Origin of the sequence: Amycolatopsis dendrobii (assembly GCF_014145675.1) — a bacterium.
Classification (GTDB): domain Bacteria; phylum Actinomycetota; class Actinomycetes; order Mycobacteriales; family Pseudonocardiaceae; genus Amycolatopsis; species Amycolatopsis dendrobii.
The window spans coordinates 59,896-73,884 of the sequence record NZ_JACGZW010000009.1 but is presented as its reverse complement, the minus strand read 5'-3'; the positions used below and the strand labels follow the sequence as shown (position 1 = coordinate 73,884).

The 13,989-nt window shown below is 67.5% G+C and carries 12 protein-coding genes; 6 read left to right on the top strand and 6 right to left on the bottom strand.

Translation table 11 applies throughout. The features are described 5' to 3' along the window. From H4281_RS26015 to H4281_RS26000, 4 genes are all read right to left on the bottom strand, one after another. Positions 1 to 597 (bottom strand): class F sortase, encoded by a 597-nt coding sequence (locus tag H4281_RS26015; RefSeq protein WP_182893550.1) that lies wholly within the window; start codon positions 595 to 597, stop codon positions 1 to 3. After that, positions 597 to 1,313, bottom strand: coding sequence for a hypothetical protein (locus H4281_RS26010; RefSeq protein ID WP_237597702.1), 717 nt, complete (start codon positions 1,311 to 1,313; stop codon positions 597 to 599). Before H4281_RS26010 ends, H4281_RS26015 begins: the two co-directional genes overlap by 1 nt. A gap of 237 nt (positions 1,314 to 1,550) precedes the next feature. Beyond that, the gene (locus H4281_RS26005) at positions 1,551 to 2,582 is read right to left on the bottom strand and encodes a trans-sulfuration enzyme family protein (RefSeq protein ID WP_182893549.1); all 1,032 of its coding nucleotides are present in this window, start codon (positions 2,580 to 2,582) and stop codon (positions 1,551 to 1,553) included. A gap of 46 nt (positions 2,583 to 2,628) precedes the next feature. Beyond that, positions 2,629 to 3,465, bottom strand: a complete 837-nt coding sequence (locus H4281_RS26000) for a LysR family transcriptional regulator (RefSeq protein ID WP_182893548.1) — start codon at positions 3,463 to 3,465, stop codon at positions 2,629 to 2,631. A gap of 67 nt (positions 3,466 to 3,532) precedes the next feature. Between H4281_RS26000 and H4281_RS25995 the strand changes: the two genes are divergently transcribed. Beyond that, complete coding sequence (locus H4281_RS25995; RefSeq protein WP_312872182.1) at positions 3,533 to 4,405, top strand: EamA family transporter; 873 nt, start codon at positions 3,533 to 3,535, stop codon at positions 4,403 to 4,405. On the opposite strand, the gene H4281_RS25990 is transcribed toward H4281_RS25995, so the two are convergent. Then, positions 4,359 to 7,574, bottom strand: a complete 3,216-nt coding sequence (locus H4281_RS25990) for a penicillin acylase family protein (RefSeq protein ID WP_182893547.1) — start codon at positions 7,572 to 7,574, stop codon at positions 4,359 to 4,361. The two genes, H4281_RS25995 and H4281_RS25990, sit on opposite strands and share 47 nt — an antisense overlap. Before the next feature lie 164 nt (positions 7,575 to 7,738). Here H4281_RS25990 and H4281_RS25985 point away from each other — a divergent pair, with 164 nt between their 5' ends. From H4281_RS25985 to H4281_RS25965, 5 genes are all read left to right on the top strand, one after another. After that, positions 7,739 to 8,113 (top strand): FKBP-type peptidyl-prolyl cis-trans isomerase, encoded by a 375-nt coding sequence (locus H4281_RS25985; RefSeq protein WP_037809223.1) that lies wholly within the window; start codon positions 7,739 to 7,741, stop codon positions 8,111 to 8,113. Positions 8,114 to 8,234: 121 nt separating this feature from the next. After that, positions 8,235 to 8,993, top strand: a complete 759-nt coding sequence (locus H4281_RS25980; protein ID WP_182893546.1) for a S1 family peptidase — start codon at positions 8,235 to 8,237, stop codon at positions 8,991 to 8,993. A gap of 124 nt (positions 8,994 to 9,117) precedes the next feature. After that, a complete protein-coding gene (locus H4281_RS25975; protein ID WP_182893545.1) occupies positions 9,118 to 9,852 on the top strand; it encodes a S1 family peptidase in 735 nt (244 codons plus the stop codon). A 36-nt stretch (positions 9,853 to 9,888) separates the two neighbouring features. After that, positions 9,889 to 10,224 carry a hypothetical protein gene (locus H4281_RS25970; RefSeq protein ID WP_093572255.1) on the top strand — a complete coding sequence of 112 codons (336 nt, stop codon included), beginning with the start codon at positions 9,889 to 9,891 and terminating at the stop codon, positions 10,222 to 10,224. A 48-nt stretch (positions 10,225 to 10,272) separates the two neighbouring features. Beyond that, positions 10,273 to 11,913 carry a hypothetical protein gene (locus tag H4281_RS25965; protein ID WP_182893544.1) on the top strand — a complete coding sequence of 547 codons (1,641 nt, stop codon included), beginning with the start codon at positions 10,273 to 10,275 and terminating at the stop codon, positions 11,911 to 11,913. Here the strand turns inward: H4281_RS25965 and H4281_RS25960 are convergent, their stop codons facing one another. Next, positions 11,914 to 13,926 (bottom strand): ATP-binding protein, encoded by a 2,013-nt coding sequence (locus H4281_RS25960; protein ID WP_182893543.1) that lies wholly within the window; start codon positions 13,924 to 13,926, stop codon positions 11,914 to 11,916. Positions 13,927 to 13,989 lie beyond the last annotated feature (63 nt).

Sequence of the window (13,989 nt, the reverse complement as noted above, 5' to 3'; positions counted from 1 at the left end):
TCAGGAGACCAGGTTCGCGTACACCACGATGTTGTCCTTGTAGCTGTGCTCGGCGTGGTCGAACACGCCGCCGCAGGTGATGAGGCGCAGCTGCGGCTTGTCCGTGTTGCCGAAGACGGCCTGCGTCGGGAACGTGTCCTTGGGGACCTGTTCCTTGTGGTCCACGACGAACTTCAGCTTCTTGCCGTCGCTGCGTTCGATGTCGACCTCGTCGCCCGGGTTCACGTCCTTGAGCTTGTAGAAGATGCCCGGCTTGTGGTTGCCGTCGACGTGCCCGAGCACGATCGCCGGGCCCACGTCGCCCGGCACCGGCGAAAGCCGGTACCACGCGGCCTGCATCGGGTTCTTCACCGACGGAACCGAAATCTGGCCGTCCTTGTTCGGCAGGACGGTGATCAGCGACGATTTCGCGCCGATCTTCGGGATCTCCACCGACGTCGGCCGCAGCCCGGTGAACGGCTTGGTCACCGGGACCGCCGCACTGGCCGGGGCCTGCGCGGCGGGCGCCGCCGGGGCGTCCGAACCGCACGCGCTCAGCGAGAGGGAGAGGAGCAGAGCGCCCGCGAGAGCGACGCCCTGCCCGTACTTCCTGGTCATCAGGCGGCCATGCCCCCGAAGCCGGTCTCGATGCCGTGCTTCGGCGCGTACTTCACCTGCGAGCCGCCGTGGCCGCCGGTGGTGCCGGCCGAACCAGCGCCAGCGCCGCCAGCCGGGGGAAGCGTGCCGCCGTCGGTCGGCTTGCCGCCGCAGGTCCATTCCGCGCGCACGGTGCCGCTGTCGAAGGAAACGCCGTCGTGGCGCTTGACCAGCCACTCCCAGTAGCGACCGTCGGTCTCGTCCTGGTGCGGGCCCTCGAGCAGGTCGAAGTCGTTGGAGCGCAGGCCGGTCGGCTCGCCCGCCGCGCACGCGATCACGACGACGCCGAGGTTCTCGTCGAGGTCGACGCCGTAGCCGGTGTCGTCGACGTACGGCGGCTCCTCCGGAGTGGAGGTCTCCGAGGAGGTCGGCGTGGTCGGCTTGCTGGTGTCAGTCGGCTTGCCGGTCTCGGTCGGCTTGCCCGTCTCCGTCGGCTTGCCGGTTTCGGTCGGCTTGCCGGTCTCCGTCGGGGCACCGGTCTCGGACGGCTTGCTCGGCTCGGTCGGCTTGCCGGTCTCGCTGGCAGGCGGCGTGGCCGAGCTGGTCTCCGTCGCGCTGGCCGGGGCCGAGACGGGAACCGCCGGGGCCTCCTCCGCGTTCGCGGCAGGCACGACGGCAAGGCTGATCAGGGCGCCCGCGAGCACAGCGCCCGCGAGTCTGCCCAGGGTCTTCTTCAAGATGATTACCCCTCTGAGGAAAAGCGCGATGACCCCCACCGCGCCCGCTGATCCTGCCGAAGATTCAGCCCATAGGGGTAACCCTTTAGCTGGTGATTAATGACACGAGGGAAAGCGGTAACGAACGCCTTCCCGGTAGCGATGATTCCGCCCGATTGCCGGGAATCCGCCCCGTCGTGCCCATACCGTAACAGTTGCCAGGCAACCCGCACAGCCCTCGTTAAAGAATGGCGGAAATCAGCCGAGCGCGGTCAGCAAATCTCGCCACAGGTCTTCCGGGTCTTCCAATCCGACGGAAAACCGGATGAGCCCCGCCGGCACGCGCTCCTCGCCAGGCAGCCACGCACGCCGTTCCATCAGGCTTTCCACCCCGCCGAGGCTCGTCGCTGGCCGGATCAACCGGACGCTGGCGCACACTTTGTCGGCCGCGTCGGCGTCCGCGACCTCGAACGCCGCCATCATCCCGAAACCGGGATAGCGAACCTTTGTTACCGCCGGGTGTTCCGCCAACCGGGACACCAGCAATTCCGCGGTGCGAGTTTGCTCGGCGAGCCGCACCGGAAGCGTCCGCAAACCACGCAACGCGAGCCACGCTTCGAGCGCACCCGGCGTCGCACCGACCCGAGTCCGCGCCGAGCGAAGTTCGTCGACAATGTCCTGATCGGCTGCGACCGCGACACCGAGAAGAAGGTCGCTGTGTCCGCCGATGAGCTTCGTCGCGCTGTGCACAACAATGTCCGCGCCGAGCGACAGTGGTTGCTGATGCAGCGAAGTCGCGAAGGTGTTGTCGACGACTACGCGTCCCCTCGTGCCGCGCGCGATGGTCTCGATCTCCATCACGTCGAGTGTCGGGTTAGTCGGCGACTCAAGCCACAACAGGTCGGCGTCGCAATCAAGCCACGCCTGCGTGTCCGTCGGCTCCAATTCGGTGACTGTGAGGCGACCGAGCTGCTGTGCGTGCTTCAACGCTCCGCGCGTGACGGCGTAGCTGAACGACGGAACCGCAACCGTCGACCCGACCGGCAACGAATCCAGCACCGCGGACAACGTGGCGACGCCGGACGCGTACGAGATCGCAGTGCCACCCTCAAGCGACCCGACGACTTCTTCGAAGGCAGCCCAGGTAGCCGTGCCGTCGGAGCGCGCATACACCGCGTCACCGCCGGCTTCGAAAGTGCTCGTAGCGACGATCGGCGTGGTCAGCGGCTCACCAGGGCCGTGCGGCCGACCCGCCGCGATCGCGCGGGTCCGCGGAGTCCAGTCGTCCATGCGGACACGGTAACTTCGCGACGCTCCGAACGGCAGGCGACGAATATCACCAGGTGGTCAGCCGTTCCACAACGTGGGCGACGTCAGGGTCAGCCGGGCGGTAGTGCAGGTAGACGGCCCGGGACAACCGCGGCTCCAGCGAACGAACCGCGACGGCGGCCGGTGGCGGATCCGGCAACGCCATCGCGGGCGCGACCCCCGCGGTAATTCCGGCCGAGGCCATCGCGACCACCGTCCCGACGTCGCGAACCACATGATCCGGCCGCCATTCGACCCCGTGCGCGGCGAATCCTTCGGCCAAGGCTGGCCCGCACGTTCCACCCGGATCGGCGACCCCGAGCCGGATCAACTCAGCAAGCCGGATCGTCTCCTGGCGGCTTGCCGGATGTTCCTTCGGCACTACCGCAAGGAATTCGTCATCTATTGTTCGCTGGCAATCCGGGCCGGGTTGCGTGGTCACAGCGAGATCGATGATGCCATCGGCGAGCCAGGCGACGAGTTCGTCGTCCTCGCCCTGCAATGCGAGCACCTGGGCTTGCGGCCAATCCCGTTGCAGCCGCCGCACTCCCATGGGCACGAACCGCACCAACGCACTTGCGACCGCACCGACTCGAAGCTTCGGCGCGCGAACGTCCGCGGCGAGATCGTTGATCGCCCGCAACCCATCGAGCACTGAGGACGCGTGCTCCGCCACCGCGCGGCCCAGTTCGGTGAATCCGGCGGCACCGCGATGCACGACAGGTCCGCCGAGCGCGCTCTCCAGCGCGGCAACCGCCCGGCTGACTGCCGATTGCGTCCGCCCGAGCACCTGCCCGGCGCGGGTGAAACTGCCGTGCTCCCCCACCGCGAGCAAGGCTTCGAGCTGCGCCACCGTCACGTCCACCGTCTGATGATCTCACCGCATGCTGCGGATGACGAGAAGTTGTTGGACGCATAGCAGCAGGTGAGCTGTGCTGAACCGCATGGTTTTCCTCGCGCTGGTCGGCCTCTGGCTGTGCTGGGGGACGTCATTTCCCGCGATGCGGGTCATGGTGCGCACGCTCCCGTCGCTGTCGGCTTCCGGTGCCGCGTTCCTCGCCGCTGGTCTGGTGTTGCTCGCGCTCCGGCCAACCGCGTTGCGCGGTGTGAACTTCCGGCAATTCGGCACGGCGGCCGCGATCGGTGTCTGTCTGCTCGGCGCTCAAGGCACCGTGGCACTCGCTGAACGCACGACGTTCGCCGGGACTGCCGCGTTGGTGGTCGCCGCGCTTCCGCTGTGGGTAACCATGCTGAACGCGGTGCTCGGCGAACGCCCTGCCCGGGCTGGTATTCTGCGAGTCCTCGTCGGCTTCACCGGCGTCGCCCTGCTGACCGGCACACAGGCCAACGCCTGGACCTTCGTGGTGGCCGCTGCCGGTTTCGTCTGGGCGGCCGGCACCGTCCTGACCGTCCGCACGACGCATCTCCCCGGACCGTGGGCGACCACCACCGTCCAACTGCTGAGCGGCGGCACCGTTCTCCTCGTCGCAGGCGCGGCAACCGGAGAACTCGCCGAGCTTCCCCAGCCCACCCCCGTGTCCTGGCTGGCTCTCGGCTACCTCGCCCTGGTCGATTCGCTAGCCGGTTTCGGTCTCTACACCTGGCTGCTGCGCACCACCTCGGCTGCGCTGGTCAGCACTTACGCCTACGTCGTCCCGATCCTCGCCTGCCTCATCAGCGTCCTCATCATGAAAGAACCGCCCCGGCCGATCTTGCTGGCCGGGGCGGTTCTTATCGTCATTTCAGTAGCAACAGAGGTCAGTGCGCGTAAACCTCGAACTCATACAGCGAATACCCGTACTTAGTCCCGCGCGTAACGCCCTGCATCCGAACGAACCGCGCGTCCGAAGGCGCGAACGAGACGTTGTCCGCCCCGCCGTTCCCGTCTGTCACGACAGCCGCGTCGTGCCAGTCGGTGCCATCGGTGGACAACTGGATCTTGTATCCCTTCCCATACGCCTTCTCCCACGACAGCACCGCGCGCGAAACCTGCTGCACCGAGCCGAGGTCCACGGTGATCGACTGGTTGTCGCTCCAGTCGCTCGCCCAGCGCGTGCCCGGGTTGCCGTCGACCGCGTTCGAAGCCGGGGAGTTGTAGAAGCCGGTTTCCGCGCTGGAAGCGTTCACCGGCTTGCCCGCCGCGAGATTCGAGACGTTGTCGCCGCGATGCGCCGGGTACTCCACGACCTGCTGGAACGTCGGCCGGTTCTGCGTGCTGATCTTTCCGTGCGCGATACCGCCCAGCGGACGCTGGATGATCGTGTCCGCGCACCACTGGTCACCCGCGGAGCAGTCGCCGTCGCCGGGATACACGGTGTTCGCGGGCTCACCAGCCGCTGCGGTCAGTGAGTCGACGAGCATTTGCCGGCATGCGGTCAGGTCGCCGCCGCCGCAGAACTTCGCGCCCAGCGGACCCGCGACCGGCTGTCCGAGCATGGTGCGGATGTCCTTGCTGACGTAACCCCACCAGCCGTGCTGGTAAGCCGAACCCTGGTGCGGCTGCCCGACGTGCTTGCCCGGCGTCTCGTTCTGGAAGCCGGACGGGCTTTCGTTGATCTGCAGCACGTTCGTCATCGCGCCGAACGCGTCGTCGCCCATCGCCGGTTTGAACTCGCCGGTCACCAGCAGCGGCCACCACGCGTCCATGATCCGGATCGCATCGGCGTCGTTGTAGGTCTTGCTGCCCGGGCTGGACTCGACGCGCTGGTGTCCGTGCTGCAGCCACGTCTTCAGCTTCGCCTCGGCGTCCGCCGCGGCACCGGTGAGCGGGGCTTTGTCGAGCACCTGCAACAGCAGCGGCAGCACCTTCTCCGCTCGCAGGTCGGCCAGCGCCGCGTCCTCCATCGCCTGGGTCAGGTTCACCCGGGTCACCTTGGTTCCGCTGGAAAGCAGCGCCTTGACCCGCGCGTCGAGCAGATCGCCGCGGTGCACGGCGGACTTGTCCGCCCCGCCGGACGCGTAACCGTTGGACTGTGCGTTGTTCCAGCTGATGTAGTAGTCCTGGTTCACCGACTGCGGGTGTTCCGACGCGGGCGTGTAGTCCGCCTTGTTGCCCGCCGGGTTCCAGCCCTTCCAGTCGAACCCGCGATCGCCCCACGCGGGCATCATCGGGTCCACAGTGGAATTGCGCACCGGGTTCGCGCCGGAGTTGAAGTACGCGATGTCCTTCGAATCCGCGTAGAACCAGTTGAAGGTGAAGTTGACGTCGTTGGCGGCGCGCTGGAAGTCCGCGGCCGATTTGACGAAGCCAGGGTCGTTGAACTCCTGGAACCCGATCAGCGAATCCACCTCGTGGAAGTACGAGGACCGCAGCGACGAGTACGCCACCGGCTTCCCGTCGACCGTCGCCCGCGAGGTCACCGGGCCGTACTTCGTGCGGTAGCTGCGCAGGGTGTAGGACCCGGCGGCGGTGCCGTCCGCGACGGTCGGCGACCAGGCGTTCTTGCGCTCCACGGTGTCCATCGGGAGGCATTTGCCCTGGTAGAGGTAGTAGTTCGAGTCCTTTGTGGCCGGTTTGCCGCTCGGGTCGCACAGCGGCAGCGCGTAGGTGTCGATGATGTCCTGCGCCGCGGTCGTCGCGCTCCACGAGTAGTCCTGGCCGCGGCCGAGCAGCACGTACATGCTGAGCCCGGCGAACGACGCGCCCCGCGCGCTGATGCCCGGGCCCTGGATTTCCTGCAGCAGCAACAGCTGTGGCGCGAAATACCCGGTCTGCGGACCGAACACGGCGACCGGATGCCCGCTGGCGGTCTTCGCGCCGGACACCAGCAGCGCGTTGGACATGCCGTGCTTTTCCTTGAGCATGTTGCCCGGCAGCACGCCGTTGTCGAACATGCCGCGCGCGGACTCCTGGTCCTTCGGCGCGGAAACCTTGACCTTCGGCTGCGCGGCGGCGGCCGAGCCGGTCTGGTCGAACACGAGTTGCTGGTTGGTCACCGAGCCCTTGTCCGGCAACGCCGCGCCCTGCGGGTTCGCCGGAGTGTTGCCGTACGGGAAATTCTGCCCGTCGTGCAGGGTCTTCACGGCCTCGGGGTCATCCGCGGCGCGCAGGCTCTGCCACACCTTTTCGCCCTGCTCGACGCCGTACTTCTCCTGCAGCGCCAGCTTCGCGACCGCGTTTTGCACCTCACCGCCGCCTCCGGCGCCGAACTGCGCGCCGACCACCGAGGCGAGCACGACGAGGTCGGTGAGCTTGAACGGTTCGATGGTGCCCGCGTTGGTGATCGCGTCGACGTGCCCGGTCAGCACGTATTCGCCGGGGAAGTACCGGCCGTTGTGCGAATCGGTGATGTATTTGTTGATGCCTTCGATGTACGCCTGCGCATCGGCGAGACCCTGCTTGCCGCGCGGGCCGCTCGCCGCCACCGCGTCGATCTGCTGCTGCAGTTCGTCCTCGGTATAAGGCGCGGAGGCGAAGAAAGACTGCTCCAGCTCGCGGTTCGCTTCCGCCCCTCCGGCATACGAAGTCAGCTGACCGCGGCCGACGCGACGCATGATGTCCATGAGCCACAAGCGATCCTGCGCCGCCGCGTATCCCGCGCCGTATTCGGTGCCGGACCGCGTCGTGCCCTGGATGTGCGGGACGCCGGTCGCCTTGTCGCGCGTGATCGTCACGTCGTCGCGCGGTTTCAGCGTGCTCGCGACCTGGTCGGCCGGCACGCCGAAGGACGAGTCGTTGAAGAATTTGCCGATCGTGTCGGTCGTCAGCGTCTTGTAGCCGCCCGCGAGGTCGGCGTATTTGCCGAGCTGGTCGTCGGCGTGCCCGGGCTGGGTGCCGAACGCCTTGTTGGCGAGGATTTCGGCGAGCGTCGCGCTGCCGTTCTCGCCTGGCGGGAGGATGTCGTTGCACTGGCCGGCGCAGTAATCGTTGCCGGGCAACGCGGCGGAAGCCGGTGTCGCGGTCCCGATCTGCACTAGCCCGGCCGTGAGCACGGCTACCGCGCCCGCGGCCAGGATGGGAATGCGTCGTCGCATGCCACAAGCTCCGTCCACGAAGGATGCCCCAGGGTGACCCAGCGCACGCTACCGACGGGTAGCGCACATGTGAAGAGTTTTCGCGTTTATCCCCTCGTTGGGAGTAGTCCGTCCGGCGGTACTCCATCCGGCGCAGCGTTTGCCCGATAGGTACGGTGAGCCCCATGAGCGTGGAAAAGCCCCAAGTCGAGCGCCCGGACGGACCGCCGCCCGCCGAGCTGCAGATCAAAGACATCACTGTCGGCGACGGCCCCGAAGCCAAGTCGGGCAATGCGGTGAGCGTGCACTACGTCGGGGTCTCGCACTCCACCGGCGCGCAATTCGACGCCTCTTACGACCGCGGCGCGCCGCTCGATTTCCAGCTCGGCGCGGGCCAGGTCATCCCGGGCTGGGACCAGGGCGTGACCGGCATGAAGGTCGGCGGCCGCCGCCAGCTGGTCATCCCGCCGCACCTGGCTTACGGCGAACGCGGCGCGGGCGGCGTGATCGCCCCGAACGAAACGCTGATTTTCGTCGTCGATCTCGTCGGCGTGAGCTGATCGGAAAGAAACGCGGGCAGCCGGGAAAGCCCGAACGGGCAGCCCCGGCTGATCCCCCTTTCGGGGGAACCGGAAGGCGCCTAACGTTCGCATTGAGTAGTCGTCTTCCGGAGGATATTTCATGCGTTTGCGTGCTGCCCTTTCCGCTGCCTTCCTCGCCGCCGGCGCCGCGCTGGCCGTTGCGGCTCCCGCGTCCGCGGTCGCGAACGGCAACGATGTGGCGCCCGGCGAGTATCCGTTCGCGGCCAAGCTGTCCATGCCCGTCATCCCGCGCGCGGACGGCACCACCTATTCGAGCGGATGCTCGGGTTCCCTGATCGCGCCGCAATGGATCATCACCGCCGGGCACTGTTTCCACGACGTCAATCGCAAGCCGGTTTCCGGCCCGGTGCCGTACGGGACTTCGGTGCTTCTCGGCGCGACCACCGACGAGCCGGGCAAGGGCGAGCGTCGCCAGGTCACCGAGGTGCAGCAGGCAGGCATCAACGACGTCGCGATCGCCAAGCTCGACCAGCCGGTCACCGACATCAAGCCACTGACGGTTTCTCCCGCCGCGCCGACGAACGGCCAAAAGGTGCTGCTCGCCGGATGGGGCAGCCTGACCGAGGTTTCGCCGAAGCCGTCGGACAAGCTGCAGCAGGGCGAGATGCAGGTCGTCGGCTCCGACGCCACCACCGCGAGCATCATCGGCGTCTCGCCGAAGAAGGACACCAGCGCGTGCAGCTACGACTCGGGCGCGCCGTATTTCGTCGACGACGGCGACAACACCGGCCGCCTGATCTCGGTCGAGTCGACCGGCCCGGACTGCCCCCACGCGACGCCCGAGACGACCGCGCGTGTCGACATCCTCAAGGACTGGATCGCCTCGCACACCCAGTGAGGACAAGTCGCGAGATCGGTCGGTTTTCGTCGCCCATCAAGGGAATTCCGCATCGCGGACGGTGTCGTTAGCGTGGAAGGCCGAGTTCATCGGCGTCCGCCGGTGACCCGGACGAAGGGACAGAATGCGCGTCCGCGCCGCGATCTCCGCAGCAGTTCTCCTGCCCATCCTCACCGCGAGCCCGGCCTTGGCCGTCGCCAACGGTTCTGACGTCCCAGCAGGCCAATTCGGCTTCGCCGCGAAGCTGAGCATGACCGGAATCCCGCTGCCGAACGGAAGCACGTACTCGAGCTTCTGTTCGGCAGCGCTCGTCGCGCCGCAGTGGATCGTCACCACCGGCCACTGTTTCCACGACGCCAACAAGAACCGGGTGTCCGGCCCGGTGCCGTACCCGACGACGGTGTCGCTTGGCCTCGTCGACGAGACCAAGGAAAAAGGCGTCCAGCGCAAGGTCACGCAGGTCCTGCAAGCCGGCCCGAACGACGTCGCGCTGGCGCAGCTCGACAGCCCGGTCCAGGGCCTCACCCCGCTCACGGTGAACCACCTGGTGCCCGGCGTCGGACAGCAGGTGACGCTGGCGGGCTGGGGCAGCCGGACGGCGCAGAATCCGGTGCCGTCCAAGCAGTTGCAGCAGGGCACGATGAAAATCTCGTCGGTCGGCGGCACGACGGTCGGCATTCACGGTGTCGCGCCGCAAGCGTCCACCAGCGCGTGCACCTACGACACGGGCGCGCCGTATTTCACCGACGGCAAGCTGATCTCGATCGAGAACAACGGCCCGGACTGCCCGCACACCGGCGCGGAAACGACGTCCCGCATCGATGTGATCGCCGAGTGGATCGACGAGCACGCGAAGTGAGTACGGTGGAGGGGCCGTCGACCTGAGGAGAGTCGCATGCCCGAGCCGATCTTGACCGCTGTCGCCACCGCGCTGGCCACGAAGGCCGCGACCGGGCTGTATGACCTGGTCAAGCGCAAGTTCTCCGGCAACAGCAAGGCAACCGCGGAACTGGAGGCGGCCACCCCCGACAACCCGGCCACCGTCACCGCATTGGCCGAACGCCTCGACGAGGCCAGCCGTCAGGACCCGGAGTTCGGCGCGGCCCTGCGCACCGAATTCGAGGTGCACCAGGAAGCCCGCAGCGGCGGGGTGACGAACCACGTGGGCACCGTCGCCGAAGGGGCCAAGGTCGTTCAGTTGCGTGACGTACAAGGCAATATCAGCCTCTGAGCCTTTTCCGGCGACCGGCACGGAGCGCGATCGGTAGGATCGCTCTCCGTGCCTTCGTCGTCTTACCCCGTGCCGCGCCGATGGCGCACTGTGCCCACGGAACGGACGCTGCTGGCGGTAGTGCACAACGTCACCGCGGCGACCCGGCTGCTGGACGTGCTGCCGTTGTTCGCCGGGGATCCCCGGGTGCAGGTGGTGTTCACGTGCCCGGATTCGAGCGCGTTCACCCGGGGGACGGAGGAGTACCTCGCCGCGCGCGGCATCCCGCTGGAGCCGTGGGACGACGTCGTGGCGGAGGACTTCGACTGGGCACTGGCGGCGAGTTACGGCGGGGATTTGCATAAATTGCGGGCTCCGTTGACTGTTTTGCCGCACGGAATGGGTTATAATAAATTCTTGGAAACCGGAAACCGGAAACCGGAAACCGGAAACCGGAAACCGGAAACCGGAAACCGGAAACCGGAAACCGGAAACCGGAAACCGGTTTTCGGGTTATCCGAGCAATGGCTGATGCACAACGGCGAGGTGATCGCCGAACATCACGTCCTCTCGCATCCCGAACAGCTCACCCGGCTGCGGCAGTACTGCCCGGAAGCCGCTGACCACGCCGTCATCGCCGGAGACTCCTGTCTCGACCGCCTGCACGACGCCCGCGAACTGCGCGAGTCCTACCGCCAAGCCCTCGGCGTAACCGGCGAACAAACCCTGGTGCTGATCTCGTCCACGTGGGGCCAGCTCTCGTCGTACGGATCCGGTCCCGACCTTCCTGACCGGATCGCCCGGCAACTGCCGCTGGACGAATTCGCCGTCGTCCTGGCGCTGCACCCGAACATCGGCCATGGCCATTACCCGTGGCAACTGAAAATGTGGCTGCGGGAATGCGAACGCGCGGGCGTAATCATCCTCCCCGAAGAAGATCTGTGGCAACCAGCCGCAGTAGCCGCCGACGTCACCATCGGCGACCACGGCTCTGTCACCTACTACTCCGCCTGCCTTGGCACCCCGGTCCTGCTGGCCGCCGCCCCGCACGAAGCCGTCGATCCGGATTCCCCGGTAGCCGCCCTGCTGCGCGCCGCCCCCTCGCTGACCGACGAAAACCTGGCCGGCCAACTGCGCACCGCGACCCAGCCAGCAGCCCTGATCGCCGCGACCGAACTGGCCACCAGTGTCCCCGGCGAATCCGCGGAGTTGCTGACCGACCTCGGCTACCGCACGCTCCGACTACCGCCACCGGCCGAACCAGCCGGATTCACCGCGTTCCCGCTGCCGCGAGTCCAACGCCCAGAACCCGGCGCCCAATGGATCCGAATCCTCGGCGACGAAGTCACCAGATTCACTGCTGCCTCCCCCGACACCCACCTGGTCGTCCACGTCGACGGCCCTGACCCGCGTCAGCTGCGCCGCGCCGAAATCGTGCTCGGCGACCGCTTCCCCGATCCGGGCCGCTGGATCGCCGTCACACTCGCCGAATTCCCCGGCTGCGAATGGGCCGCCTGCCCAGCCGGATCAGGCTGGCTGGCCGGCAGCCGCGACGGCTTGGTCGTCTCCTTCACCGGCACCGACTTGCCGCAAGCCGTGCCGTCACTGCTCTACAAGCGCGCTCAGCTAGGCCTCGGTTTCCCCGGACAACTGCCCTTCACCGCAGGCGGCCGCAAACACGAGGTGCGGCTTACTGTCCACTATGGATAGTCAGAGCCGGCCAAGCCAGATCAGCAGATCGGTCGCCTCAGCCGTAAAACCGTGCAGCTGTGCGACGCTCACCGCGTCCTCCACGTGCGCCTTCGCCTGATCGCGGAAGCCCCGGGCCAACGCCGCCTCCGCACGCGACCGGAACGCGGCAATGCGTTCGCGGTGCAGGCGTAGCTGTTCTGCCGCCGAATCAAGTTCGGCCAGCACAGCCGCGCCTTCTTCGTACGAACCAGCCTCGATCAGCTTCCGCCCTTGCCACAACCTGATCTTCACCAGGTTGCCCGGTTCGTTCTTCAGGCTCTGCTCCGCTTGTGCCAGCAGGAGGGCCGCTTCCTCCGGCGGCACGACCTTGGCCAGATGCATCCGGATCAACGCGAGCCGACGGCCATCGGGGAGTGCCTCGGCCAACGCGAGACTTTCCCGGAAACAGACTTCCGCCTGGCCCAGCAACGAAACCGCCTCGTCCGGCCGCCCCTGCTGCCGCGCGATCAACCCAGGTTCGAAGAACGCGAGCCCGCGTGCTTCCAGCGCGGACGCGTGTTCCTCCGGAGTCGTAGCCAGCTCGGCCGCAGCGGCGTACTGCTCCCTCGCCGCCGCCCAATCCCGCCGCTGCATCCGAGCGAACCCAAGCTGAGTACGAACCAGCCCTTCGGCAAGCGGCATCCCAGCAGCCTGCGCGGCCTGGACCGCGTCCTGGCTCACCGCCGCCAGCTCAACGGGATAGGCACCGTCCTTGTAGACCGGCCACAACGCCCTGGCCAGCCGGATGACGTCCTCGTGCGCCCCGGTCTGCAACGCGGCCTCCGCCGCGGCAAGCAAATTCGCCTGCTCGGCGAACAACCACTCCCAGGCGTCGGCCTCGGGCAATGACGCCGGCACGAAGCCCTCCCAGATCTTCTCCGGCCAGCGAGTGCGCAGCGCCCGTTCCGCGATCTCGAGCCCTTGCCGGGCGTAGTACCCGACCACGATCTCCTCGAGGTCGCCAGCCAGCCCGGCGGCGTGCAAGCGAGCCAGCTCGGACATCCGGTACCGGCCCTTGATGACCTCGAGCAGTTTGGCCGAAACCAGTTTCTGCAACGCGTCCTCAGCCTCGAACTCTTCGAGACCGAGTACCGCCGCGACAGTTTCCAGCCGGACGTCGCCGCTGCCCGGATGCGCGCCGAAGAACCGGTACCCGGCTTGTTCGTGCTCACCCATCAGGTCGTAAGCGACGTCGAACACCGCGCTGGCCAGCGTGCCCTTCGCCCGGATCCGCGCGAGCAGCCGCCGCACCGTCGCGTCCGGCCGCGCGAGGAGCATGCCCGCGACGTTGAGCTCCGCGGCAGAACCAGCGCAGATCCGCAGCAGTTCCTTCCGCTGTTCCGGCTCCGCGGCGAGCTTTTCCTCGCCCACCAGCGCGGTCAGCACGCCCAGCGCCGCGTCGTCGCTCAACGGCTCCAGCTCGACGTCCCGAGCGGAATACCGGGCCCGCAACGCTTCCAGGTCCGATCCGACCGCGAGCACGTACGACCCGGGACGCGTCGGCAGCAGCGCCTTGACCTCAGCCGCGCTCAACGCGTCGTCGACCAGCAGCGCGACCTTGAACCCAGCGGTCCGCGACTGCCACATCGCCGCGCGCGCTTCGAGACTCGCCGGCATCTCGTCCAGCCCGTATCCCAGCTTGGACAGCAGTTCGGCGAGCACGTCCGCGCCCACCCGATGGCCCACCCGCACCTCGTAGAACCGGTCGAACCGGTCCTGATGCTGGTGCAGCCAGGTTTCGCACAACGTGGTCCGCCCGCTGCCCGGCGCACCCCGCACGATCGCGATCGGGACCCGGTCCAGCGCTTCGTCATGAATCTCGGTCAGCAAATCAAGCTGCGGCTTGTTGTTCCGGTAATGCTTCGGCGGCGCCTGAACCTGCAACACCGGCGCGGCGGGCTGCTGCGGCCCGTGGAAATGCACGTCGCCGTAGACGTCGCGCGCCTGGAAGACCTTGTCCGCCTGGCCGTCGAAGTAGTTGCCGTCGCTCACTGTTCCCCCGCCCAGCTGGTCCCGGCTCAGGCTACCGGAAACGTAAAATCGAACCGCTGAAAA

Excerpts from the sequence above, each read along its gene's own strand:
- H4281_RS26015 (WP_182893550.1), bottom strand. The coding sequence starts at position 597 with ATGACCAGGAAGTACGGGCAGGGCGTCGCTCTCGCGGGCGCTCTGCTC.
- H4281_RS26005 (WP_182893549.1), bottom strand. The coding sequence starts at position 2,582 with ATGGACGACTGGACTCCGCGGACCCGCGCGATCGCGGCGGGTCGGCCG.
- H4281_RS25990 (WP_182893547.1), bottom strand. The coding sequence starts at position 7,574 with ATGCGACGACGCATTCCCATCCTGGCCGCGGGCGCGGTAGCCGTGCTC.
- H4281_RS25985 (WP_037809223.1), top strand. The coding sequence starts at position 7,739 with ATGAGCGTGGAAAAGCCCCAAGTCGAGCGCCCGGACGGACCGCCGCCC.
- H4281_RS25980 (WP_182893546.1), top strand. The coding sequence starts at position 8,235 with ATGCGTTTGCGTGCTGCCCTTTCCGCTGCCTTCCTCGCCGCCGGCGCC.
- H4281_RS25975 (WP_182893545.1), top strand. The coding sequence starts at position 9,118 with ATGCGCGTCCGCGCCGCGATCTCCGCAGCAGTTCTCCTGCCCATCCTC.
- H4281_RS25970 (WP_093572255.1), top strand. The coding sequence starts at position 9,889 with ATGCCCGAGCCGATCTTGACCGCTGTCGCCACCGCGCTGGCCACGAAG.